Genomic DNA, 24,451 nt, shown 5'->3' with positions numbered 1-24,451 from the left:
TGGTCACCGCACGCAGATTTGCCAGCGTCCCGAGTTTGTCCGACCACCTGCTTGGCCAGGCCGTTCAGCTTGCCGCCTTCGCGCAGGAAAGCGTTGTACGGATCCACCAGCAGAAGCCCGGTGGACTCGCTGGTGTAGGCGGGTCCTGTCATGATCGTCCTCCCCGGCACTGGCAATCGTGCCTCTGCGACACTGGTCAGCGTTGCACGAACGCCAGCAGATCGTTGTTGATGAGATCCGGATGGGTCGTGCACATGCCATGCGCCAGGCCCTTGTAGACCTTCAGGGTGCCGTTGCGCAGCAGCTCCGCGCTCAACAGGGCCGAGGCCCCGATGGGCACGATCTGGTCGTCGTCGCCGTGCATGACTAGCACCGGCACGTCGATGGCCTTCAGGTCTTCGGTGAAGTCAGTTTCCGAGAACGCCTTGATGCAATCGTATTGGGCCTTGACCCCGCCCATCATGCCCTGTCGCCACCAGTTGTCCTTCACGCCTTCCGAGACCTTCGCGCCGTCGCGGTTGTAGCCATAGAAGGGCACCGGCACTTCCTTGTAGAACTGGGCGCGGTCGATCGCTACCCGCTCGCGGAAGCCGTCAAACACCTCCACCGGCAAGCCCCCCGGATTGGCGTCCGTCTTGACCATGATCGGCGGTACGGCACCGATCAGGACCGCCTTGGCCACGCGCCCGGCGCCATGCTTCGCGACATAGCGCGCCACTTCGCCGCCGCCAGTCGAGTGGCCGACATGGACAGCGTCCTTCAGATCGAGGTGCCCAACGAGCGCGGCTACGTCGGCGGCGTAGGTGTCCATCTCATTGCCGATGGCGGTCTGCGTGGAGCGGCCGTGGCCGCGGCGATCGTGCGCAATGACCCGGAACCCCCTGGCCAGGAAGAAGTGAAGCTGGGCATCCCAGTCGTCGGCGGTCAGGGGCCAGCCGTGATGAAAGACGATTGGTTGCCCCGCGCCCCAGTCCTTGAGGTAGATCTCGGTCCCGTCCCTGGTTGTAATCGTTCCCATGGCTTGCTCCGTCTGAAGGGGATTGGAAAGCCCGCGGCGGCTCGAGGACCCGATGTGTGCGATCGTCGCCAGCCTGTGCGCTGTCGACATGGCAGCCTGCTTCACGGTCGGCAACCATCGCGGTGACGGAATTATTCTCCTGGACTCTGGCCAGTCGCTACGTAAAATCGGCAAATCGGATGGCGCCTTGCCGAGCCTTCGCCAGGTGTCAGCCATCCCGCCGCAGGGCACTCCAATCCACTTGAGCGCAAGAGGGTGACGATGACCAAGGCCAGCTATGCGGAGTTCGATGAATTCGAAGCGTCACTGTATGGCGTAAACGGCCGGTACATGCTGCGCTCGGCGCAGCGACGGGACTGGCGCCTGCGTGTGCTCGAACTGAATGGCGTTGCCTTGATGGCCGGACAGGAAGGCGCCGCGACGATCTACAGTGGCGCAGGCATGCCGGGATGCTTCAACCTGTTCCTGCCGCTGAGCGGACATGAATGCACGGTGGTTGACGGGCGCCGGTTCGACCGCCACGCAATCGGCTGGATGGCGCCGGACCGCATGTTCCATATAGATGCCAGCCGCCCGGCAAGCTGGATGACAATCTCCATGTCATGCGAGCTCGTCTGCCGGTGGATGGCGGCACATGCCGACAGTGCCGACTTGTCATGTCTCGCCCGCAATCTTGTCTTGACCGGCGGTCCAAGCCTGGGCGCCTTGCTTGCGCTGACCCGGCGCCTGCTCTTCATCGATGATTGCCAGTCTACCCAGTTGCATCACCCGGCTGGCGAGCAGACCGCGCGCAGCGAACTCCTCCGGCACGCGTTCAACACCCTGCTGCCGCTGGCAGCGCGCAGTACCGACACTGCCAGGCACCAGAATCACCGTCGCATCCTGAGCCAGGCCATGGATTTCCTGGCAGCGGCGCGGCACACGCCCATCCTGCTTGAAGACCTATGCGCGGCCACCAGTGCCTCGGAACGTACCATTCGCAACGTGTTCAACCGGTACGTCGGCATCAGCCCCCACCGGTATCTGGTGCTCCACCGCTTGCACCGCGCGCGCCAGGCGCTGTTGCATGCCAAAGCAGGCGAGACGGTCACGAGCATCTGCATGCGCTTCGGGGTCTGGGACATCGGCCGGTTCGCCATGCAGTACCGCCGGCTGTTCGGCGTACTGCCCAGCCAGACGCTGCGCGCGTCGCATCTCGGCATGCAGGCGCCGCACTAGGCCGATGCCCGGCCTGGGCACCTACTTGAAGAACGGCTAGAAGACCTGCGTGCGTAACCACTGGATGGCCGGATCGCGATGGTAGCGCGCATGCCGACAGATGCAAACCAACCGTCCGTGCTCGCCCCTGCCTCCGACAGCTGAAAGCGCGTTTCACATTGTGGAATTTACGCCGTGTTTCCCCCGGCGCTATTTTTCGTTCTCTGAAAAAGTGTTCCACATTGCGAAATTTGCAATCTATCTCATTGAAAAATAAGGGAAAATCAACTCTTATGTCTTATATAAGACTTTGCCGCCACGCATCAAGAACGCCCTACAATGAACCCACGCTGCTTGCCTCGACATCCGCCAGCACACTCAACTTTTTTCTCAATTTCTTCTTAGGAAATTCCCATGGCCCAGTATCAAGACGACATCAAGGCAGTTGCTGGTTTGAAAGAGAACCACGGCAGCGCGTGGAATGCCATCAATCCCGAGTATGCCGCCCGCATGCGTGCCCAGAACAAGTTCAAAACGGGCCTGGACATCGCCAAATACACCGCCAAGATCATGCGCGCCGACATGGCCGCCTACGATGCCGACTCGTCGAAGTACACCCAGTCGCTGGGCTGCTGGCACGGCTTCATCGGCCAGCAGAAGATGATCTCCATCAAGAAGCACTTCAACAGCACCGAGCGCCGCTACCTTTACCTGTCCGGCTGGATGGTGGCTGCGCTGCGCTCCGAGTTCGGCCCGCTGCCGGACCAGTCGATGCACGAAAAAACCTCCGTCAGCGCGCTGATCCGCGAGCTGTACACCTTCCTGCGCCAGGCTGACGCCCGTGAACTGGGCGGCCTGTTCCGCGAGCTGGACGCTGCCCAAGGCCCTGCCAAGGCCGCCATCCAGGCGAAGATCGACAACCACGTCACCCACGTCGTGCCCATCATCGCGGACATCGACGCGGGTTTTGGCAACGCCGAAGCAACGTACCTGCTGGCCAAGCAGTTCATCGAAGCGGGCGCATGCTGCATTCAGATCGAAAACCAGGTGTCCGACGAGAAGCAGTGCGGCCACCAGGATGGCAAGGTCACCGTGCCGCATGAGGACTTCCTGGCCAAGATCCGCGCCATCCGCTACGCCTTCCTGGAACTGGGCGTGGACGACGGCATCATCGTGGCCCGTACCGACTCGCTGGGTGCCGGCCTGACCAAGCAGATCGCCGTGACCCACACGCCGGGCGACCTGGGCGACCAATACAATTCCTTCCTCGATTGCGAAGAATTGTCGGCCGACGCACTGGGTAATGGTGACGTCATCATCAAGCGCGACGGCAAGCTGCTGCGTCCCAAGCGCCTGCCTAGCAACCTGTTCCAGTTCCGCGCCGGCACGGGCGAAGCGCGCTGCGTACTGGATTGCGTCACCGCACTGCAAAACGGCGCTGACCTGCTCTGGATCGAAACCGAAAAACCGCATATCGCCCAGATCGGCGGCATGGTCAGCGAGATTCGCAAGGTCATCCCGAACGCCAAGCTGGTGTACAACAACAGCCCGTCATTCAACTGGACCCTGAACTTCCGCCAGCAGGCGTATGACGCGCTGAAAGCCGCGGGCAAGGATGTGTCGGCATATGACCGCGCCCAGCTGATGAGCGTTGAATACGACCAGACCGAACTGGCGAAGCTCGCCGACGAAAAGATCCGGACCTTCCAGGCCGACGCGTCGCGCGAAGCAGGAATCTTCCACCACCTGATTACGCTGCCGACCTACCACACCGCCGCACTGTCGACCGACAACCTGGCCAAGGAATACTTCGGCGACCAGGGCATGCTGGGTTATGTGGCTGGCGTGCAGCGCAAGGAAATCCGCCAGGGCATCGCCTGCGTGAAGCACCAGAACATGTCCGGCTCGGACATCGGCGACGACCACAAGGAGTATTTCAGCGGCGAAGCGGCCCTGAAAGCGGCGGGTAAAGACAACACCATGAACCAGTTCTGATACCGGTAATACCCCAAGCAAAACGCCAACCCATACGGGTTGGCGTTTTTTTGGTCCGGCGAGATAGCTCGCGGGGTTCTCATCAAACATTTTCTTGTGCCAAGGCTCAGGTCAAGGGGCCGAGTCGGGTTGACGCTCGCCACTGCGCCGCGTGCGGTTGGTCTGCAGTATTGATTAGCGAAACACGAAGATCGGGATCCGGCAATGCGTCAGGACCTTCTGGGTTTCGCTGCCGATCAGCAGCCCCTGCAGGCCGGCTCGGCCATGCGACGCCATGACAATGAGGTCACAGTTACGTTCCTCCCCGGTCAGGATGATCGCCTCATAGGGGTGGTTGTGGGTAACGCTGAGCGTCTCGCATGCCACCTCCCCTTCCTTTGCCGCTTGTGCGACCACCGCCAGGTATCGCTCCGCATGCATTTCGGCAAGTTGTGCGTAGCGCTCCTGGGCATCTTCCAGCATGTCAGCCCGATGCGTGAGGACATGGAATTCCGGGATGACGTGCAATCCAGTGATCCTCGCCTCAAATGCCTTGGCGAGTTTCACCGCCATGCGCGCGGCAGCGTCGGAGAGTGCCGATCCATCGGTGGGTACCAGGATATGCTGAAACATGTTGGCCTCCTTGTGGCCGGCGGGACCATCCGCCTCGGCCCGCTGGCACGCTCTACGAACTTGATGGTATGACAATCATTCCTGCTCTGGTGTGACGCGCTTCTCGATTCCCTGATCAGGGGCAGGGCGACCCGTGGCGGTCTGGCCCCCTATCAGCCTTGTGCATTCGGCGCTGCAACATCCCGCTGTCGCAGGTGCGCAATCTTCCCAATGCGGTCGGCGCCGTCGAGTTTCTCGTTCAGCGTACCGCTGTCGCCGCCGGCCCTTTGTTGAAGGGGCGCTGCGGTGCTAGGCTGAAGGCGAAATCTTGCCGCCCAGGCGGAGACACCAATGGTCGAAGCTTCCGAACTGAAGTCGGGCATGGTCATCATGCTTGAAGGTGAACTTCATAGCGTTACCAGCGCCGGGTACCACGCCGGCGGCGGCCAACAGGGGAGCGCAGTTTTCGCCAAGTTCAAGAGCCTTAAGACTGGTCACATCAAGGAGTTGCGGTTGCACCCGAGCAACAAGCTCGAAGAGGTCGCGCTTGATCACCAGGAGATGGAATATCTGTACACCGATGGTGACGCCTTTTTCTTCATGAATCCCGACACCTTCGAACAGATCAGTTTTCCTGCGGAAACCATGGGCGCATACCAGAAATTTCTTCGCCCCAATATGCGAATCCCGGTGCAGCTTTATGAGGGCGAGCCAGTCACCATCGCATTCCCCGCTGCCGTCGAGGTAACCATCATGTCCACGCCGCCGGGCCTGCACGAGCATGAAACCTCTACCTTCAAGACTGCCACGCTGGATAACGGCATGGAAGTTCTCGTTCCTCAGTTCGTCAAGGAAGGGGACACGGTGCGAATCGAGGTCGCTTCAGGAAAATATTTGGAGCGGATAAGGCGAGGGACGCGAAAGTCGTGACGCCAGTGCCGCGCCATCGCTCCCTGCATGCGCGGCGCCGCGTACAGTCCCGCCGGGACGGGGCCGGCAGCGTCGGCAGTACCGTATCCGGCACCTGTCCTTCACTTTGCGCCTCGTGTATGCATCCTATGCAAGTATGGGCATGCCATGCGTGACGCATGACCATCGTCGTCGCTCAGGAGTGCCACGGTCCTCTTGCCCCCTTCCGCGCCGCTTCGTCGTGGCTTGCTGTTTGTCATGCCGGGCGGTCAACCCAATCCTATATTTGACACAGTGCCAATCGTGCTGCGCGACGCACCGCGATGATTTCGCTAACAGGAGGGCAAGATGAACGACATCCAATCCGATTTCTCTATGCGCAAGGACGCATTGGCCCGCGACGTCGATACGCTGATGGCCGACGTTCAGGCACTTCTTCATGATGTCAAAGCCGAAACCGGCGTAGGGACCAGCCTTGAGCGCCATGCACTCAAGGCCCGGCAGCGCGCGCTGCAGGAGCGCATCGTTACGTTGCGCGAAGAAGGTCGCGCCAAAGTCTCCGAGTGGGCGACAACGACTGATCGCTACGTTCATGAGCATCCATGGCAAAGCATGGGTACCGTGGCCGCCATCGCGGCAACGACAGGCGCTATCGTCGCGCTGGCTGCCAGCCACCGTTAGGCATTCGTGACTGCGGCGCCGGCACGGCTGTGACACGTGCCGGTCCCGCAAGGGACACGTGGTTTTTTGCCATGCCGGCAAATGGCTACGGCGCCTTGCGGGAGCCTCGATCTGAGTGGCAACACATCTGAGCGGCAATACAGCAACTGTGCCCGCCAAGTGCGATTGCCCAGGCGCGCTACGCTGGAGGGTCTGCTTACGTGCGACCCGCAGGATGCTCATCCAGGAGGCCAGTCATGGAAGGGCTGACAAAGGAAGAATTGGCGAAGTTGGTGGCCCAAATGGACGCTGAGGAGTTGCGCATCCGTGCCGTCGCCGGAACCGCGGATTCGCCTGTCGTGGCGCCAACACAACGTGAACAGCTTGATGATGGTGAAATGGCGGACGAAAAGACTGTGCAGCGCCAGGGCGACGCGATGCTGAAACACTATCGCATGCAACTGGCCGACATTGAAGCAGCCCGGTCACGGATGAGGAGTGGCCAGTATGGCGTCTGTATTGACTGCCAGCAGGCCATGCAGGCGTACCCGACCGCCATGCGCTGCACGGCATGCCAGAATCTCCACGAACACAGCCATCCCCGCCAGGCGCAGGAGACGCGCCGACCGGCTTCCGCAGATCTTTCGTCGCCGAACTGACTTACTCGTTCCTGAGATCAATGCCGAAGCCGCCAGCCAGTTCACAATCGATGATCCCGGCGGCGTAGGCGAAAAGCCAGTCCTCTGCCTCCTGCAGCGTTGCGGGCGGGTGGGGCCAGTCCGGCGTAAAGCGGATGCCCATGTCCTCATTGCGCGTGGAGATCTGGACTCGCCCGCCTGGCTTGCCTGGCTCAATCACCTCCGGCACGAACAGGGCAACGTGGAATCCCTTGTAAGACCGCTTTCTTTCCAACATTTCAGCCTCCGGCAATTTACGCATGTCCGTAGCTCAGCCCGAGCGCCGGACTGTCTTGAGTTCAAGATATAGCGAGGCGCGGCTAATGCCTAGTAATGCCGCGGAACCTCGGGGATCACATCGGAGCGTGCGGTTGAATTTGACCTAGACTGAAAAAGTGCCCTTCGCGCGCTTCGAGGCTGCGCAATGGAGCTTCATCGGCAGCCAACTGATGCGGGCGAATGACAATGGCACAGGCAACACACAATCATCTGCTGCCTGAACTCATGTGGATTGGTGTTCACGAAGGGGGCATCATGTTGCAAGCCAGTGAAATGCAGCAACGTTTTAGTCATCTGCAGCAAACCATCAGCGAGACATCACGGACTTGTCATGCCGATACGGGGATTCCACAAGACTTGATGAACTGGGTGGATGAGCTCGACAAGGAGTGCAAATCGGCATCGAAGGTCGTGTCTTCCAAGGATGAGGATCGGATCCGGCAGTGGGTCGATGATCTCGAACGGATCGGTGATCGTGCAGACCGCGCTTGCCAGCAGGCCGGCAGTCTCGATGCAAAGGTCAAGGATGCAGTCAGTTCGATGCATTCGGAACTTGCTGACCTGAAGCGCCAACTGCACTAACTAATCTGACAGCCCCGGTCCAACCAGCCGGGGCTGATTGCATCCTGCCCCCAGCCCACATAGGCGCCCCCCATCAGCCCTGCAAAGCCCCCATTATCACCTCCTGCACAATGCGGCTGCCTTCGGGCGTAGCCCAACTCCCGGCCAGTTCCGCAATCAACTGGTTGGTGCTGGTCAGCGTGACACCATTCTTCTCCATGCGCCGCAAGGCAATATCGTCAGCCATCTTGCTCGGCGATCCGCCGGCATCCGCGACGACTTGCACTTCATAACCTTGCGACACCAGGCTCAACGCCGGATACACCGTGCACACGTCATTGGTCACGCCAGCGATGATCAATTTCCTGCGTCCGGTAGCCTTCACCGCCGCCGCGAAGTTCTCATCGTCCATGGCATTCACAACACCAACGCGCTTGATGCGCGCAGCGAACTCAGCCGGAAAAATGTCCGCCAGCTCGCTGATCAGCGGTCCCTGGGCGTACTCCTCCATGCTGGAGGTCATCACGACAGGGACTTTCAGGATGGCCGCGGTCTTGGCCACCATCAGCGCGTTGCGCTTCATTTCGTCAAAGGGAATGGACTTCACCCAGCCCATGGTGCCTACCTGATGGTCGATCAGGAGCAGGGCGGCGGTGTCTGCAGTGAATCGTTCGAACTTCATGATGCATTCCTTGATGGTGAATGGGGCAAACGCCCCTTGCTTCAAGCCGCTTCGGCTTCAGCCAGCGCCGGATAGTCGATGTATCCCTGGGCCGTCGGCGGCGCAAAGAACATGTTGCGGTCCGGCGCGTTGAGCGCGGCGCCCTGGCGGAAGCGCTCCGGCAGGTCGGGATTCGCGAGGAAGGCGCTGCCGAAGACGGTGGCGTCGGCCTTGCCATCGGCCAGCAGGGCTGCGGCGCTGTCCTGCGTCAACCCGCCTCCAATCAGGTAGGTGCCGTCGAAGCGCGGGCGCAGCAGGGTGTGGTAGTCGACCGTGGCACCGAACAGCGCGACATGCAGATAGGCCAGGCCCTGGCCGCGAAGCTTGTCGACGAGGTAGGTGTAGGTCTCCTGGGGCGTGGCATCGGTGATGCTGTTGTAGTTCATCTCCGGCGAGATCTTGATGCCGACCCGGTCGGCGCCGACCTCGGCCACCATCGCGGCCAGCACTTCCAGCACAAAGCGAGCGCGGCCTTCGACCGAGCCGCCGTATTGGTCTTGCCGGTGGTTGCTGCCAGACGAAAGGAACTGCTCGGGCAGGTAGCCGGAGGCCGCATGCAGTTCGACGCCGTCGAAGCCCGCGTCGATGGCGCGGCGGGTGGCCTGGCGATATTCGTCAATGACGCCGGCGATCTCGGCCAGGCTGAGTTCGCGGGGCGTGACGAAGTCGACTTGGCCGGCAGGCGTCCACGCCTGTCCCTCGGGCTTGATGGCCGACGGTGCCACGGGCGTTGCGCCATCAAGCAGCGACGGATGCGAGATCCGGCCGCAATGCATCAGCTGCATGAAAATACGGCCGCCGCGGGCGTGCACGGCTTCAGTCACCTTTTTCCAGCCGGCAACCTGGGCCTCGGTTTCGATACCGGGCGTATTCACGTAGCCCTTGCCCATGGCGGACGGAAACACGCCTTCGGTGATGATCAGGCCGGCGCTGGCGCGCTGGGCGTAGTAGGTGACGGTCATGTCGCCGGGGACGCCGTCGGCGTCGGCGCGGGAGCGGGTCATCGGCGCCATGACGAGGCGGTTCGGCGCGATGTGGCGGCCGATGTGGACGGGGGTGAACAGTTGGCTCATGGTCAATTCCTGTACGGGTTGGGGCGAAGGCGGCGAAGGGAAGCCCATGGACGTATGCTCGATTAATTCATTGACGAGATAAAGATGATAGATTGGCAATCATTGATCCAAAAATGGCGCAATCCAGATGGAACTGCTCAATGACATGGCCTTGTTTGTGGAGGTCGCCCAGACGCGGAGCTTTCGTGGCGCGGCCGCTGCCACCGGTGTGCCGAACTCCACACTGTCCAGGCGGATCAGCGCGCTGGAGAAGGCCATCGGCCTGCGGCTGCTGCATCGCACGACGCGCAAGGTCGAGCTGACCGAGGCTGGGCAGATCTACTACGAGCGCTGCAAGCGCATCGTCGACGAAGCGCGGATTGCACACGAGCAACTGGGGGAGATGCTGGCGCAGCCGAGCGGCGTGCTGCGCGCGTCGCTGCCGGTCGACTTCGCCATGATCTACATGGCGCCCCTGATTGCGGAGTTCGCTGCCCGCTACCCGGACATCACCTTTGATTTCGACCTCACGCCCCGCCGTGTCGACCTGGTGGCCGAGCCCTTCGATGTGGCCATCCGCATGGGCGAGCTGACGGACTCGAACCTGATCGCCCGCCTGCTTGCGCGCCTTTCGGTGCAGGTCTATGCCTCACCGGGCTACCTGGAACGCGCTGGCGAGCCGACCCATCCCACGGACCTGGTACGGCATCAGTGCATCGGTTTTCCCAAGGCAGGCAAGTGGGCGCTGCATCGCGGTGAGGAGACCGTCGAGGTGGAGGTGGGGGGAAGGTTCTACGTCAATAGCGTTGGCATGTTCCGACGCCTGGCAACGCTGGACCTGGGCGTGATATTGCTGGCCGAGGAGGTCGCGGCAGAGGATGTGGCGGCCGGCCGCCTGCGCCGGATATTGCCTGACTGGCAGACCAGGCCGACGCCGGTCTATGCCCTGACCGAGACACGCTTGCTGCCGGCAAAGACACAGCGCTTTATCGAGTTCCTGAAGGAGCGCTTGGGCACCAAAGCGTGAGCTCGGCAAATGTCGGTCGCTTGGGGAGCCGCAGTGATTGTGCATCTAGCGCGCAACCACCTTCGGTGACGGTCAACCTCACTTGCGCCGCATTTCCACGACCGTAGGTTTGCCATCAACGTTGTCGAATGTCACGGATACCGCCTCGCCCTCCTTGAATTCCTTCAGCGATGCGCGATCCCTGACGGGGAACGCCATGGTCATCGGGCCCATGCCCAGGTTGGCGATCGGTCCGTGCTTGAGCGTGACCTTGCCGGCCTGCACATCGATCTTCCTGATTTCGGCCGCCACGGGCTGTGGCACCTGTTGCGAGGGTGCGGACGGCTTCATGTTCATGCCGTCCATCGAGCCCGCTGCGAATGCGCCCGGCGTGATGGTCAAGGCAAGGGCGAGGGCGAGCGTCTTGATGGATTTCATTGGGGTTCCTTTTGCAGTGATGGGTGGACGGAAACAGGTTGAGGTCTGGTCTGGCGCCGGCGCATCAGCAAATACACCGCCGGCACCACGAAGAGCGAAAGCAATGGCGCGGTGAGCATGCCGCCCACCATCGGCGCGGCAATGCGCTGCATGACCTCGGAGCCGGTGCCATGCGACCACATGATCGGCACCAGGCCGGCAAGGATGACGGCGACGGTCATTGCCTTGGGGCGTACGCGCAGCACCGCGCCTTCCTGGATGGCTTCAAGCAGCGCGGACGGGCTGGCATCGCCCTGGTTCGCGCGCGCGGTCCATGCCTGCTTCAGGTAGAGCAGCATGATCACGCCGAATTCCGCCGCCACGCCCGCCAGCGCGATGAAGCCGACCACGCCGGCAACCGACAGGTTGTAGCCCAGCAGGTAAAGCAGCCAGAAGCCGCCGATCAGCGCCAGCGGCAGCGTGCCCATGATGAGCAGGGCTTCATCGAGGCGGCCGAACACCAGGTACAGCAGCACGAAGATGATCAGCAGCGTGAACGGCACCACCACCTTCAGCTTTGCGGCGGCCCGCTCCAGGTATTCGAACTGCCCCGACCAGCTTAGGGAATAGCCAGCCGGCATCGGCACCGCTTTCGCGACGGCGGCCTGCATGTCCCGGACAGCCGAGCGCAGGTCACGCCCGCGGATGTCGACATACACCCAGCCCGACAGTCGCGCGTTTTCGCTGCGCAGCATCGGGGCTCCCTGCACCACCTGGATGCGCGCCACGTCGGACAGCACGATATGCTGGCCCTTGTCAGTGACGATGGGCAGGCTGCGCAGTTTCTCCACGGAGTCGCGGTAATCGCGCGGGTAGCGGACGTTGATCGGGAAGCGCGCCAGCCCGTCGACGACCTCGCCCACATTGTCGCCGCCGATGGCGGACGACACCACGCTCTGCACATCCGCGATGTTCAGCCCGTAGCGGCCGGCCGCCACGCGGTCGATATCGATATCGACATAGCGCCCGCCGGTCAGCCGCTCGGCCAGCGCCGATGTCACCCCCGGCACTGTCCTGACGGTTTCCTCGATGCGCGTCGCCAGGCGATCGATTTCCTTCAGGTCCGCGCCCGCCACCTTGATGCCGACCGGGCTCTTGATCCCGGTGGCAAGCATGTCGATGCGGTTGCGGATCGGCGGCACCCAGATGTTGGACAGTCCCGGCACCGTGACTACGCGATCGAGTTCTTCCACCAGCTTGTCGGGGGTCATGCCGGCACGCCACTGGTCGCGCGGCTTGAACTGGATGGTGGTCTCGAACATCTCGAGGGGCGCCGGATCGGTCGCGGTATCGGCGCGGCCGGCCTTGCCGAACACGGTCGCCACCTCGGGCACGGTCCTGATCAGGCGGTCGGTCTGTTGCAGCAGCTGCGCCGCCTTGCCGGCGGAAAGGCCCGGCAAGGCCGACGGCATATAGAGCAGGTCGCCCTCGTCAAGCGGCGGCATGAACTCGGCGCCGGTACGCATCATCGGCCACGCTGTCGCGGCCAGCAGCACCGCGGCGATCGCGAGGGTGGTCTTCGGGTAGGCCAGCACCCGTGCAAGCACCGGCCGATAGGCGCGGATCAGCCATCGGTTCAAGGGGTTGGACTGCTCCGAAGGAATCCTGCCGCGGATCAGGTAGCCCATCAGCACCGGCACCAGCGTCACCGACAGGCCCGCCGCCGCGGCCATGGAATAGGTCTTGGTAAAGGCCAGCGGCGAGAACAGCCGGCCCTCCTGCGCCTCCAGCGTAAAGACCGGGATAAACGACAGCGTGATGATCAGCAGCGAGAAGAACAGCGCCGGCCCGACCTCGGTGGCGGCCCGGCCGATCACGCCCCAGCGCTCGTCCCCTGTCAGCGCCCGGCCGGGATGGTCCGTATGCCAGTGCTCCAGTTGCTTGTGCGCGTTCTCGATCATCACGACCGCGGCATCGACCATGGCGCCGATGGCAATGGCAATGCCGCCCAGCGACATGATGTTGGCATTGATGCCCTGGTAGCGCATCACCAGGAAGGCGGCCAGCACGCCCAGCGGCAGCGAGACGATAGCCACCAGCGCGGAACGCAGGTGGAACAGGAACAGCAGGCACACCAGCGCGACCACGGCGAACTCTTCGACCAGCTTGTGCGTCAGGTTTTCCACCGCGCGCTTGATCAGCGTGGAGCGGTCGTAGGTGGTGACGATCTGCACGCCGGCAGGCAGGCTCTTCTGCAGCGTGGCGAGCTTCGCCTTGACCGCCTCGATGGTTTCCAGCGCGTTCTTGCCTGAGCGCATCACGATGACGCCGCCGGCCACCTCGCCCAGGCCGTCAAGTTCGGCGATGCCGCGCCGCATCTCCGGGCCAAGCTGAACGACGGCGACATCGCCCAGCCGCACCGGAATGCCGGCATCGCTGGTCACCAGCGGGATCTGCCGGAAATCGTCGAGCGTCTTCAGGTAGCCGCTGGCGCGGACCATATACTCTGCCTCGCCCATTTCCAGCACCGACCCGCCGGCCTCCTGGTTGGCGCCCTTGAGCGCCGCCAGCACCTTGCCCTGCGACAGGTTGTAGGCGCGCATCCGGTCCGGCATCAGCACCACCTGGTACTGCTTCACCATGCCGCCCAGCGAAGCGACCTCGGCCACATTGGGCAGCGATTTCAGTTCGAAGCGCAGGAACCAGTCCTGCAGTGCACGCAACTGGCCAAGGTCATGCTGGCCGGTCTTGTCCACCAGCGCGTACTCGTAGATCCAGCCGACGCCGGTGGCATCCGGCCCCAGCGCCGGCCTGGCCGCGGCGGGCAGGCGGGACTGCACCTGGTTCAGGTATTCCAGCACCCGCGAGCGCGCCCAGTACAGGTCGGTGCCATCCTCGAACAGCACATAGACGAACGAATCGCCGAAGAAGGAGTAACCCCGTACCGTTCTGGCGCCGGGTACCGACAGCATGGTGGTGGTCAGCGGATACGTGACCTGGTTCTCGACGATCTGCGGCGCCTGGCCGGGGAAGGGCGTGCGGATGATCACCTGTACATCGGACAGGTCGGGCAGGGCGTCGAGCGGCGTGCTCCGCACCGCCCACAGGCCCCATGCGGTCAGCATCACCGTGGCCAGCAGGACCAGGAAGCGGTGGCGGATCGAGGCCAGGATAAGGCGCGCGATCATGGCCTGGCTCCCTGGGCGGTGCCGGCGGGCTCGACCGACGACAGCGTGGCCGCACCATCGCGGTCCAGGTGGAAGCGGAAGCGGATGCGGTCGCCAGGCTTCAGTCCCTTGGGCAGGCCAGTTGGCGGTGCGGCGAAGTCCATGGTCATCGCGCCCCACTGTGCCGACGGGATCGGGCCGTGCGAGATGGTCAGGCTCTCGCTGCCGTTCACGGCTTCGATGCGGCCGGTGCCCTCATGCTCTGCGGCCGGCGCGGCAGGTGCAGACGCTGCTGGTGTGGCCGTCATCCGTTCCGCGCTGCCGCGCAGGCTGGCTTCCGAGTCGATCAGGAACTGGCCGGACGTGACCACTTTCTGCCCCGGCGCCAGTCCGTCCAGCACCTCGACCATGCCATCGGCCTCGCGGCCGGTCTTGATATCGGTGGCAACGAACCCTGCCTGGCCGGCATCGACCATGACGATATTGCGCTGACCGGTGCGGATGACCGACTCCGACGGGATCAGCAACGCCTCCTGCTGTGCGCCACTGTCGAAGCTGACCCTGACAAACATGCCCGGCAGCAGGCGCCTGCCGGGGTTGGGCAGGTCGATGCGGGCCTTGACGGTGCGGGTCGCCGGGTTGACGTCGGGAAGGATGGCGTCGATCTTGCCGGCAAGGGGGCCGGCCGTGCCGCCCTGCAGTACCGTCGCAGCCGCGCCGGCCCGGATAGTGCCGGCCTGGCCCTCTGGTACCTCGGCAATCACCCAGACCTGGCTGAGATCAGCCAGGCGGAACAGCGTCATGCCCGGCGACACGGTCATGCCCTCGCGCACCGCCACCTCGGTCACGAGGCCATCGACCGGGCTGGCGATGGCAATACCGGACTGCAATTTTCCGGATCTCTCGACCGCACTGACCTGGCCCGGCGTCATGCCCGCCTGCAGCATGCGAGCCCGCGCCGCGCCGCGCAGGTCGCCCAGGTGTTCACTTCCTGCCATGCGCGACACGGCCAGGTATTCCTCTTGCGCCGCGACCCAGTCGGGCGAGTACAGGGTGACCAGCGCCTGGCCACGCCGGACCGGGTCAAGGGTCGCCCGGACCGCGACGTGCTGCACAAAGGCGTTGGTGCGCGCCTGGATGATCTGCACGCTGCGTTCGTCGATGGCGACATTGCCTGGCACCTGCAGCATCGCGGTCAGCCGTCCAGGCTTTGCCTCGGCGGTGCGAATGCCAAGGTTTTGTGCGACATGGCTGTCGACGGTGACACCGCTGCCACCGCCATCGCCGTCCGCGTAGACCGGCACCAGTTGCATCTCCATGAAGGGCGACTTGCCCGGCTTGTCGAAGCGCTGGCCCGGCACCATGGGATCGTGCCAGTACAGGATTTTCCTGCCGGTCTTGGGATCGATGTCGCCGGCCTTGAGTACGGTGGATTCCGCGCCAGGCGTGCCCGACGGTTGCGCAGTTTGCGTGCCGCGCGTGAACCCGAAGTGGTAAGCGCCGTAGAGGGCGATGCAGGCGACGACCAGCCCGGCGGCTGCTGCAATGGCGTGCTTCTTCATTTTGCCTCCTTCGCTGCGGCTTCGGTCTGGACGGTAGGCAACGGCACCAGGTAGTTCAGGTCCGCCCACAGCTTTGCGGTCTTTGCCTCAAGCAGCAGGCGATCCATGGCGGTGTCGATGGCGCGATGGTTGGCTTCGGCGACCGCCACCAAGGTGCCCGTGTTGGCGCGGTAGGCCGTCAGTGCCGCATCCGCCTGTGCCCGGGCGAGCGGCAAGGTCTTGTCGTCGTAGCGCCGCAGCCGGTCAAGGTTGCGCTGCAGCTCGGCCAGCCTGGCGCCGACCATGGCCTGGGTATTGCGCCGGACCATTTCCAGCCTGGCCCGCGCGTCATTGGCCTGCGCCAGCCGCGCACTGATTTCGCGGTCCTGGCGGTTGCCCCGGTCCCACGGTAATGGGAAGCTGACATTGAGCGAGCCCATGTTCGAGTAGGCCGAGCCGCGCTGGCTGTACATCAGCTCGACCGTCACGTCCGGCTTGCGGGCTTCCGTTGCTACCTGGATCTCCGATTCGGCCAGTGCCACGTCGCGCTGCGCAGCCGACAGTTCGGGCACGGCCTCGAACTCGCCCCTGGCGAGTTGCCGGGCGCCTGGCGGCACTTCAAGCGGTGGCCGATCCGACAGCGGGCGCCCTGCAGCGGCGCCGACCCAGCGCTCCAGGTTCAGCGTGGCGGTCGCCAGCGCGGCGCGGTTCTCGTCCTCGCGGTCGTGCAGCTTCTGGATTTCCAGCTCCATCGCCAGTACGTCCGCACGCGAGCCGCGCCCGCTGCGGTAGGCCGCGGTGGCGGCCTGCAGTGCCAGTTCAAGTGGATGGCTGTGATGGCCGAGCAGCACGCCGGCCTGCTCCGCATACCACCGGTCGAGCCAGGCATTGACCGCATTGCGCTGCACGCCTGCCAGCCCCACCGCACGCTGCGCGTCGGCAGCGGCGGCTTCGGCTTCGAAGCGCGCGGCCCTGGCGCGGCGCTTGTCCGCACGCGTGAATTCCTGCATCACTGAGATCGAGCGCATGGTCATGGAATCCCGGCTCAGCGAGAACGCGTCCGAGCCGTTGACGGGCACGTTGTTGACGCCGAGCTTGAGCACGGGATCCGGCAGGCGGCCGGCGGCTACCGCCATTTGCCCGGCGGCCTCCACGGCGCTGCGCGACGATTCAGCGTCGCCGGCATGGGCGCTTGCGATCGCGACGGCTTCCTCAAGGGAGAGGGAAGGGGCGGATTGCCCGGGCGCGCCTTGCGGCGCAGCCAGGCCCACTGCGGGCGCGCTGAGCAGCGCCACGGTCAGGTGACGTAGATAAAGCATAAAGCCTCCAGGAACGACGACTGCTGCCCGCATGGCGGGCAGCACCAGGTGACGTCGAACCGGAGGCTAAGTCTGGAAACTGCAGTGAAGGATGGTGAGGGGTGGTGGACCGCGCGCCTCTGCCTCGGCGCGCAGCGCAACGCGAACCTCCGCCAGGACCACGCGCGTTGGCTCAATCACGCGCATCAGCACCGGCATGAAGGCCGGAAGCTGCGGCGAAGCATGGTCGGCGTTCTTGGCATCGGCCTGGCAATGCGCGAGGCAAAGCCCGCTCTGGTCGATACCTTGCTGGCTGTCGCTGGCGGCCATCTCGGCACAGGACTCGGTCATCGCCGCCATCGTGCCGCTGTGTTCCGCCTGGTGGCGGCTGCCGGTACAAGCGTACGCCGCCGCTGCCAGCTGGGCTGCCAGGAAGACAACGAGGAGGAAGCCGGCGAACCATGGCCGGCGATGCGATTTACCCACGAGAGCGGTGCCTGTTTTGGCGACAATATAGCAGTGTTCAGCGTCACCAGGCAGCTTCACTACTGCGGCAGCTCGCCGCACAGGTGGGCCGTTCGCCTTCAACAGGCCGATCATGGCGAGCTGCCTGATGCTGCACTTTCCGATGTTTGACTGCAGTGACAACGTTGCCGTCTATATGTGACGCGTCACGGTGCCGAAATATTCGTCGTGCATCCTCCCGCCAAAACCAACGGGGAGGAAATATGAGGCGTCTTTCAATACTGGCGGCACCGCTGCTGGCGCTGGCCGTGGCGTCGTGCGGCAGCGATGATGACAGCAATGCGTCGGTCACGCAGCCGCCGGCTGGCGGCAGCGCCGCGCCCACGAAGAACGTCGTGTTCTTCCTTGGCGACGGCATGGGCATGGCGACGATGACTGCGGCGCGGATCTACAAGGTCGGCGAGGATGGTGAGCTGACCATGGACACGCTCCCCGAGAGCGGGTTTATCCGGACCTATTCGAACAACGCGCAGGTGACCGACAGCGCGCCGTCGATGGCGGCCTACATGACCGGCGTCAAGATGAACAACGAAGTCATCTCGATGACGCCGGAGACCAGTGCCTTTGATGCCAGCGGCAAGGACTATCTGTCCGGCGCGGACAGCACCTGCCCGGCTTCCGGCAACGGCCAGAGCGTGCCGACGCTGCTCGAGCAGATGAAGACGGCAGGCTATGGCACCGGCGTGGTCACCACCACGCGCATCACGCACGCGACTCCCGCCACGACCTACGCGCACGTCTGCCACCGCGATGCCGAGAACACCATCGCCGCGCAACTGGTGCCGAACGGCGCCGGCTACAACAGCGCGCTAGGCGACGGCGTCGATGTGATCTTCGGCGGCGGCCGCAAGCACTTCCAGAGCAAGGCCGCGGGTGGCGCCCGCACCGACGGCCGCGACCTGGTTGGCGAGCTGACGAAGGCCGGCTATACCTACGCGTCCAGCAAGGCCGAGTTCGACAAGATCGACGCCGCCAGCGCCAAGAAGGTGGCAGGCCTGTTCACGTCCAGCCATATGGCCTACGACCTGGACCGCGTTCCCGGCGACGAGCCGAGCCTGGCGGAGATGACCAGCAAGGCCATCGACGTGCTTGCCGCGAAGAAGAAGGGTTTCTTCCTGATGGTGGAAGGCGGCCGCATCGACCACGCCTTGCATGAAACCACCGCGCGCAAGGCGCTACAGGACACCGTGGCCTTCGACACCGCGATCAAGACCGCCATCGACAAGCTCAACGTGATCGACCCGGGCCTGAAGAACACGCTGATCGTCGTCACCGCCGACCATGACCACACGCTGGTACTCAATGGCTACGCCAAGCGCACCGGCCCCACCAGCGACAGCAACCCCGGCGTGCTGGGCCTGCTGAAGAACTACGTGACCGGCGCACTGTCCACGGACTCCGGCGGCAATCCCTTCACCATCATCGGTTTCGGCAACGGCGAAAACCGCCCGGCCACGCGCACCGCGCTGACCGATGCACAGGTCTACGACAAGAGCTATCACCAGGAAGCCGCGATCCCGATGGCGGCAGGTGGCGAGACCCATGGCGGCACCGATGTCTTTATCGGCGCACTGGGCAATGGTGCCGAATCCTTCACCGGTGTGATGAACAACACCGAGGTGTTCGGCCTGATCAAGACGGCCATCGACCTCTAAGCCACTATCGCTGACGGAATAACGCCATGAAACTCATCATTCGAACCGGCCTGTCCGCAGTTGCGGCTGCCTGCGCCTGCATTGCCCTCCCTGCGCAAGCCGCGGGCGAGGCCAAGAATGTCATCTTCTTCCTGGGCGACGGCATGGGCCCGACCACCGTCACCGCTTCGCGCATCTACAAGTATGGCGAGACGGGCAAGCTCAACATGGAGTCGCTCAAGCGCACCGCGCGCGTGAAGACGTATTCGAACGACGCGCAGACCACCGACAGCGCGCCGTCGATGGCGGCCTACATGACCGGCGTGAAGATGAACAACGAAGTCATCTCCATGTCGGCTGATACCAAGGCCAGCGACGGCACCGGCAAGTCCTATGTGACCAGCGCCGGTGACAGCACCTGTCCCAGCGGCAACGGCTCGCCGGTCGTGACCGTGCTGGAACTGGCCAAGGCCGCCGGCAAGTCGGTCGGCGCGGTGACCACTACGCGCGTGACGCACGCGACGCCGGCGGCCACCTTCTCGCACGTCTGCCACCGCGACGGCGAGAACAACATCGCCGCACAGGCAACGCCCGGCAACGCCGGCTACAACACGGCGCTCAAGGACGGCCTGGACGTGCTGCTTGGCGGCGGCCGCCGCCAGTTCCTGCCCAGTGCCGCGGGTGGCAAGCGCACGGATGGCGTCGACCTGACCACGCAGTTCCCGGGCTACACCTATGTGACCACCGGCACCGCGTTCAAAGCCGTGGATCCGGCATCCACCAACAAGCTGCTCGGCCTGTTCAACATGGACCACCTCAACTACGAGCTGGACCGCGTCAAGAACAATGTCGACGAGCCTAGCCTGGCCGACATGACCGAGAAGGCCATCCGCATCCTGCAGAAGAACGGCAGCGGCTATTTCCTCATGGTGGAGGGCGGCCGGATCGACCATGCGCTGCACGGCACCAACGCCAAGCGCGCGCTGGAAGACACGATCGCGTTTGACGATGCCATCAAGCGTGCGCTGTCGATGGTGGACCTGTCGAACACGATGATCGTCGTCACCGCCGACCACGACCACACGATGACGATCAACGGCTACTCGCATCGCGGCAACCCGATCCTGGGCACGGTGACGGACATCAAGACCAAGCAGCCGGCCACGGCGGCCGACGGCCTGCCTTACACCACGCTGGTGTTTGGCAACGGCGGTGGTCCGCGCAAGTCCCCGCGCGACAATCCCGCGCTGGTGGACACCACGGCCGACGGCTACCTGCAGGAAGTCGGCGTGAACCTCGGCTCGCCGGGCTCGGAAACCCACGGCGGCGGCGATGTGATGCTGTTCTCGACGGGGCCGGGCAATGCCGCGCTCAAGGGCACCATCGATAACACCAAGGTCTTCAGCGTCGTGAAGTCCGCGCTGGGCCTCTGATGGCGGCCGCGGCCTTGCTGCACGACTGAGCACAGTGTCTTTTGATGCCATGCGCGCGCCGGTTTGCCGGCGTGCGCATTTTCGCTTTCTGAACGGATTTCATGAAAACCAAGCAAGCCACTCCAGTCCTCGCACTGCTGCTGGTCTCGGCAGCCTTCACCGCCGTGGCGGCAGAGCCGGCCAAGGCCACCGGCCCCCTGGCGCTGCGCGTGCAGCATGAGTTGTCGGCGATCGGGGCCGACGGTGTGCGTCGCGACATCTACTTCACCGAACGTGTCTACCGCGAGGGCGGCACGGTCTGGATCGAGCGCGAGATCCCGCAAGGGGCGCATGACGAAGCCGAGCACGCCAAGGCAGACAAGGGCCATAAGCACATGGACATGTCGGCCGCCGCGCGCTGGATCGAGCGGCAGCCGTCCGGCAAGCTGTCGGTGCGGCTGGTCAGCGACGCCATGCGCAAGACCTTCGAAGTCAGCCCGGCCGAGTATGGCAACGTCGGCTTCGACGGCTCGTGGGCGACCGCCTACCACCTGCTGGATCCGGCAGCGCTCAAGACCATGAGCGCAAGCGGCCCTGCGCGCGGCGGTGTGCAGGAGTACCGCGCAAAGCGCGGCGATGAACAGGTGACGGTCCAGTGGGACGTGGCTGGCCAGTATCCGCGACTGGTCCAGTCGCGCAATGCCAGCGGCACGCAGAAGAAGATCACGCGGGTGACCGCCGCTGCCTTGCCGCAACCCGCTCCGTGGAACCGCACAAGGCCCTATGCGAAAGGTGAGTACACGGATCTGATGGACTAGGACGCGGGCATCGCGGGCCAGGTTGTCCCAGGAACGACGCGGACGGCGGGCAGGGCGCCCGCAGCGCTTCGCCGGATCGGGTATTGCATCAATCCCACATTTCCAGTATTGTAGAAATATGGAAGAGAATGATGTTGTCCGCTCCCTTGCGGCACTGGCCCACGGGCTGCGCCTCCAGGTCTTTCGGATGCTGGTCGTCGCCGGCCCGGGTGGCATGACACCCGGCGCGATGGTCGAGCGGCTGGGCGTGCCTGCGGCCACCTTGTCGTTCCACCTGAAGGAACTGGCGCACGCCGGCCTGGTGACGCAGGAGCGGGACGGACGCAACCTGATCTATCGCGCCGCTTTCGCGCATATGAATGCGTTGCTCGGCTACCTGACCGCCAATTGCTGCGAAGGCGTCGAGGAAGCGGCGGTTTCCTGTCACTGCTGATGGAGATGTCCAGATGAAGCGCTTTCACGTTCACGTCCATGTCGACGACCTTGGCAAGAGCATTGCCTTCTATTCGAAGCTCTTTGCCTCTGAACCGACGCGAGTCGAGAGCGACTACGCCAAATGGATGCTCGAGGATCCGCGCATCAACTTCGCAATCTCCACGCGCGGCCAGGGGGCGGGCGTCGACCATCTCGGTTTCCAGACTGATGACGCCGCCGAGCTTGCTGAACTGAAAGCGCGCGCCGAGGCGGCCGATATGGCGCTGCTGGACCAGGGTGAAACCACCTGCTGCTATGCCCGCAGCGAAAAGCACTGGGTTACCGATCCACAGGGCATTGCATGGGAGCACTTCCATACGCTGGGCAACGTACCTGTATTTGGTGAAAGCAAGTCTGAACCGACGTCCGCCGAAGGCTCCGCCTGCTGTGCCCCGCGTGCCCCGCGCGGCAAGCCGATCGGGATTGCGGTGAACTCCAACTCGTCGTGCTGCTGAGCACACCTTCTCCCATGACCACCAACGTTCTGATCCTGTGCACCCATAACTCCGCCCGCAGTGTGCTGAGCGAAGGGATGCTCAACCATTGGGCCAGGAAGCTCGGCAAGGATGTGCGCGCCTTCAGCGCCGGCAGCGCACCGAGCGGGCGCCTGAACCCGTTCGCACTGGAGGCGCTGACCAATGCCGGTGTCGACGTGACCGGCTACCGCAGCAAGAGCTGGGACGAATTCGTCGGCGACAACGCGCCGGAAATGCGGATCGTGATCACGGTCTGCGACAGCGCCGCGGCGGAGCAGTGCCCCTATTGGCCTGGCAGCCCGGTCAAGGTGCACTGGGGCTATGCCGATCCGTCCAACGCCCTGGGCGGCGACGAAGGCAAGCGCCTGGCATTCGAGCTGACGCGCGAGGCCATTGGCTACCGCATGCTGCAACTGCTGGCGTTGCCGCTGGAAGGCATGAGCAATGCGCAGCTGCAGGACGCACTCAACGCGATCGCGAAGAACTGAAGGCGCCGGAACTCCAATGAATCAGCACGCAACCACCCACGCCCCCATTTCGACGAAGCCCGCCATTGGCTTCTTTGAACGCTACCTGACCATCTGGGTTGCCCTGTGCATCATCGTCGGGATTGCGCTGGGGCAGGCGATGCCGGGCGCGTTCCAGGCGATCGGCAGCATGGAGTACGCGCAGGTGAACCTGCCGGTCGGCATCCTTATCTGGATCATGATTATCCCGATGCTGCTGAAGATCGACTTCGGCGCACTGGGCCAGGTGAAATCTCACTGGCGCGGCATCGGTGTGACGCTGTTCATCAACTGGGCGGTCAAGCCGTTCTCGATGGCGCTGCTGGGCTGGCTGTTCGTGCGGCACCTGTTTGCGCCCATGCTGCCCGCCGAGCAGCTCGACAGCTATATCGCCGGGCTGATCCTGCTGGCTGCGGCACCGTGCACGGCGATGGTGTTCGTTTGGAGCCAGCTCTGCAAGGGCGACCCGTATTTCACGCTGTCGCAGGTGGCGCTGAACGATGCCATCATGGTGGTGGCGTTCGCGCCGGTGGTGGCACTGCTGCTTGGCCTGTCGTCGATCACGGTGCCGTGGGATACGCTGCTGACGTCGGTTGCGCTGTATATCGTGGTGCCGGTGGCGATTTCGCAGGTGCTGCGCAAGCTGCTGCTGAGCAAGGGCGTGGCGCATTTCCAGCGGGTCGTGGGCAAGCTCGGACCGTATTCCATCGCCGCGCTGCTGTTGACGCTGGTGCTGCTGTTCGCCTTCCAGGGCCAGGCCATCATCGAGCAACCGCTGGTGATCGCGCTGCTGGCGGTGCCCATCCTGATCCAGGTGTTCCTGAATTCCGGCCTGGCGTATCTGCTGAACCGGAAGCTGGGTGTGGCGCATTGCGTGGCGGGCCCGTCCTCGCTGATCGGCGCCAGCAATTTCTTCGAGCTGGCGGTGGCGACGGCGATCAGCCTGTTCGGCTTCAAGTCAGGGGCGGCGCTGGCAACCGTGGTCGGGGTGCTGATTGAAGTGCCGGTCATGCTGCTGGTGGTCGGCATCGTCAATCGGACCCAAGGCTGGTATGAAGCGGGGCGCAAGGCCTGACGCTCGCCCCAGGGCGCTCTGATCTCGACGACCGTGATGCTCAGGCCGGTTCGGTCGAGACGCCGCCGCGTTTAGTGGCCGCCGGCTTGCATGCTACATCCGGCACGCCGCAGCCTTGCGGATTGCCTTCGCAGCAATGTTCCGTCAGGAAGGCAATGAGCGCGTTCATCGTCTCGAATTGGGCTCGATAGATCACGAACTTGCCTTCCTGTGTGTTTTTGATGAGGCCGGCGTGAACCAGTTCTTTCAGATGGAAGGACAGCGTCGCGGGTGCCACACCCAGCGCTTCGCGGATCCGGCCCGCGCTGACGCCGTCCGGGCCGGCCTGGACCAGCAAGCGGAAGATCGCCAATCGGGAATCCTGGGCAAGTGCAGCGAGCGCTGCTACGGCAGTTTCATTCTTCATCGGTCGAACTGTAGAGGCACTGGCGCGGTCCGCGCA

The 24,451-nt window shown here is 63.9% G+C and carries 25 protein-coding genes; 14 read left to right on the top strand and 11 right to left on the bottom strand.

The window, feature by feature from the left end:
• Positions 1 to 196: 196 nt before the first annotated feature.
• A complete protein-coding gene (locus KB879_RS22975) occupies positions 197 to 1,018 on the bottom strand; it encodes an alpha/beta fold hydrolase (protein WP_211979831.1) in 822 nt (273 codons plus the stop codon).
• Positions 1,019 to 1,279: 261 nt separating this feature from the next.
• Here KB879_RS22975 and KB879_RS22970 point away from each other — a divergent pair, with 261 nt between their 5' ends.
• On the top strand, positions 1,280 to 2,236 hold the full coding sequence (locus KB879_RS22970; protein ID WP_211979830.1) for a helix-turn-helix domain-containing protein: 957 nt from the start codon (positions 1,280 to 1,282) through the stop codon (positions 2,234 to 2,236).
• A gap of 393 nt (positions 2,237 to 2,629) precedes the next feature.
• Positions 2,630 to 4,210 (top strand): isocitrate lyase, encoded by a 1,581-nt coding sequence (locus KB879_RS22965; RefSeq protein ID WP_211979829.1) that lies wholly within the window; start codon positions 2,630 to 2,632, stop codon positions 4,208 to 4,210.
• Between the two features lie 174 nt (positions 4,211 to 4,384).
• Here the strand turns inward: KB879_RS22965 and KB879_RS22960 are convergent, their stop codons facing one another.
• Positions 4,385 to 4,822: a universal stress protein gene (locus KB879_RS22960; protein ID WP_211979828.1), complete on the bottom strand. Its 438-nt coding sequence runs from the start codon at positions 4,820 to 4,822 to the stop codon at positions 4,385 to 4,387.
• A 330-nt stretch (positions 4,823 to 5,152) separates the two neighbouring features.
• Here KB879_RS22960 and KB879_RS22955 point away from each other — a divergent pair, with 330 nt between their 5' ends.
• From KB879_RS22955 to KB879_RS22945, 3 genes are all read left to right on the top strand, one after another.
• Complete coding sequence (locus tag KB879_RS22955) at positions 5,153 to 5,731, top strand: elongation factor P (RefSeq protein WP_013957074.1); 579 nt, start codon at positions 5,153 to 5,155, stop codon at positions 5,729 to 5,731.
• Positions 5,732 to 6,058: 327 nt separating this feature from the next.
• Positions 6,059 to 6,391 carry a DUF883 family protein gene (locus KB879_RS22950; protein WP_153953580.1) on the top strand — a complete coding sequence of 111 codons (333 nt, stop codon included), beginning with the start codon at positions 6,059 to 6,061 and terminating at the stop codon, positions 6,389 to 6,391.
• Positions 6,392 to 6,627: 236 nt separating this feature from the next.
• Positions 6,628 to 7,029, top strand: coding sequence for a TraR/DksA family transcriptional regulator (locus KB879_RS22945; protein WP_211979827.1), 402 nt, complete (start codon positions 6,628 to 6,630; stop codon positions 7,027 to 7,029).
• A gap of 1 nt (position 7,030) precedes the next feature.
• Here the strand turns inward: KB879_RS22945 and KB879_RS22940 are convergent, their stop codons facing one another.
• Entirely contained in the window at positions 7,031 to 7,309 is a 279-nt protein-coding gene (locus tag KB879_RS22940) for a hypothetical protein (protein WP_238552994.1), read from the bottom strand.
• 272 nt (positions 7,310 to 7,581) lie between these two features.
• Here KB879_RS22940 and KB879_RS22935 point away from each other — a divergent pair, with 272 nt between their 5' ends.
• On the top strand, positions 7,582 to 7,908 hold the full coding sequence (locus KB879_RS22935) for a hypothetical protein (protein WP_010810552.1): 327 nt from the start codon (positions 7,582 to 7,584) through the stop codon (positions 7,906 to 7,908).
• A gap of 73 nt (positions 7,909 to 7,981) precedes the next feature.
• On the opposite strand, the gene KB879_RS22930 is transcribed toward KB879_RS22935, so the two are convergent.
• Together KB879_RS22930 and KB879_RS22925 are read right to left on the bottom strand one after the other, a co-directional pair.
• Complete coding sequence (locus tag KB879_RS22930) at positions 7,982 to 8,569, bottom strand: isochorismatase family protein (protein ID WP_013957070.1); 588 nt, start codon at positions 8,567 to 8,569, stop codon at positions 7,982 to 7,984.
• Positions 8,570 to 8,610: 41 nt separating this feature from the next.
• Positions 8,611 to 9,681 (bottom strand): alkene reductase, encoded by a 1,071-nt coding sequence (locus KB879_RS22925; protein ID WP_153954647.1) that lies wholly within the window; start codon positions 9,679 to 9,681, stop codon positions 8,611 to 8,613.
• Positions 9,682 to 9,808: 127 nt separating this feature from the next.
• Here KB879_RS22925 and KB879_RS22920 point away from each other — a divergent pair, with 127 nt between their 5' ends.
• Entirely contained in the window at positions 9,809 to 10,687 is an 879-nt protein-coding gene (locus tag KB879_RS22920; protein ID WP_211979826.1) for a LysR family transcriptional regulator, read from the top strand.
• 78 nt (positions 10,688 to 10,765) lie between these two features.
• On the opposite strand, the gene KB879_RS22915 is transcribed toward KB879_RS22920, so the two are convergent.
• From KB879_RS22915 to KB879_RS22895, 5 genes are all read right to left on the bottom strand, one after another.
• A complete protein-coding gene (locus KB879_RS22915; protein WP_013957068.1) occupies positions 10,766 to 11,104 on the bottom strand; it encodes a copper-binding protein in 339 nt (112 codons plus the stop codon).
• Entirely contained in the window at positions 11,101 to 14,271 is a 3,171-nt protein-coding gene (locus tag KB879_RS22910) for an efflux RND transporter permease subunit (protein WP_211979825.1), read from the bottom strand. Before KB879_RS22910 ends, KB879_RS22915 begins: the two co-directional genes overlap by 4 nt.
• Positions 14,268 to 15,812 (bottom strand): efflux RND transporter periplasmic adaptor subunit, encoded by a 1,545-nt coding sequence (locus KB879_RS22905; protein WP_211979824.1) that lies wholly within the window; start codon positions 15,810 to 15,812, stop codon positions 14,268 to 14,270. The genes KB879_RS22910 and KB879_RS22905 overlap by 4 nt, the downstream gene beginning before the upstream one ends.
• On the bottom strand, positions 15,809 to 17,110 hold the full coding sequence (locus KB879_RS22900) for a TolC family protein (protein ID WP_211979823.1): 1,302 nt from the start codon (positions 17,108 to 17,110) through the stop codon (positions 15,809 to 15,811). Before KB879_RS22900 ends, KB879_RS22905 begins: the two co-directional genes overlap by 4 nt.
• Before the next feature lie 66 nt (positions 17,111 to 17,176).
• Positions 17,177 to 17,575, bottom strand: a complete 399-nt coding sequence (locus KB879_RS22895) for a hypothetical protein (RefSeq protein WP_211982275.1) — start codon at positions 17,573 to 17,575, stop codon at positions 17,177 to 17,179.
• A gap of 242 nt (positions 17,576 to 17,817) precedes the next feature.
• Here KB879_RS22895 and KB879_RS22890 point away from each other — a divergent pair, with 242 nt between their 5' ends.
• From KB879_RS22890 to arsB, 7 genes are all read left to right on the top strand, one after another.
• A complete protein-coding gene (locus tag KB879_RS22890) occupies positions 17,818 to 19,269 on the top strand; it encodes an alkaline phosphatase (protein ID WP_211979822.1) in 1,452 nt (483 codons plus the stop codon).
• Between the two features lie 26 nt (positions 19,270 to 19,295).
• Positions 19,296 to 20,681 (top strand): alkaline phosphatase, encoded by a 1,386-nt coding sequence (locus tag KB879_RS22885; RefSeq protein ID WP_013957062.1) that lies wholly within the window; start codon positions 19,296 to 19,298, stop codon positions 20,679 to 20,681.
• Between the two features lie 101 nt (positions 20,682 to 20,782).
• On the top strand, positions 20,783 to 21,478 hold the full coding sequence (locus KB879_RS22880) for a hypothetical protein (protein WP_211979821.1): 696 nt from the start codon (positions 20,783 to 20,785) through the stop codon (positions 21,476 to 21,478).
• 118 nt (positions 21,479 to 21,596) lie between these two features.
• Positions 21,597 to 21,911 (top strand): helix-turn-helix transcriptional regulator, encoded by a 315-nt coding sequence (locus tag KB879_RS22875; RefSeq protein WP_013957060.1) that lies wholly within the window; start codon positions 21,597 to 21,599, stop codon positions 21,909 to 21,911.
• 13 nt (positions 21,912 to 21,924) lie between these two features.
• Positions 21,925 to 22,407 carry an ArsI/CadI family heavy metal resistance metalloenzyme gene (locus KB879_RS22870; RefSeq protein WP_211979820.1) on the top strand — a complete coding sequence of 161 codons (483 nt, stop codon included), beginning with the start codon at positions 21,925 to 21,927 and terminating at the stop codon, positions 22,405 to 22,407.
• A 14-nt stretch (positions 22,408 to 22,421) separates the two neighbouring features.
• A complete protein-coding gene (locus KB879_RS22865; RefSeq protein WP_013957058.1) occupies positions 22,422 to 22,916 on the top strand; it encodes an arsenate reductase ArsC in 495 nt (164 codons plus the stop codon).
• Positions 22,917 to 22,932: 16 nt separating this feature from the next.
• The gene (gene arsB, locus KB879_RS22860) at positions 22,933 to 24,009 is read left to right on the top strand and encodes an ACR3 family arsenite efflux transporter (RefSeq protein ID WP_211979819.1); all 1,077 of its coding nucleotides are present in this window, start codon (positions 22,933 to 22,935) and stop codon (positions 24,007 to 24,009) included.
• A gap of 40 nt (positions 24,010 to 24,049) precedes the next feature.
• On the opposite strand, the gene KB879_RS22855 is transcribed toward arsB, so the two are convergent.
• Positions 24,050 to 24,415, bottom strand: coding sequence for a helix-turn-helix transcriptional regulator (locus tag KB879_RS22855; protein ID WP_013957056.1), 366 nt, complete (start codon positions 24,413 to 24,415; stop codon positions 24,050 to 24,052).
• Between the last annotated feature and the right edge of the window lie 36 nt (positions 24,416 to 24,451).

The sequence above is a fragment of the Cupriavidus sp. KK10 genome (assembly GCF_018223725.1).
Lineage (GTDB): Bacteria > Pseudomonadota > Gammaproteobacteria > Burkholderiales > Burkholderiaceae > Cupriavidus > Cupriavidus necator.
This window is presented reverse-complemented; position numbering and strand designations above follow the sequence as displayed.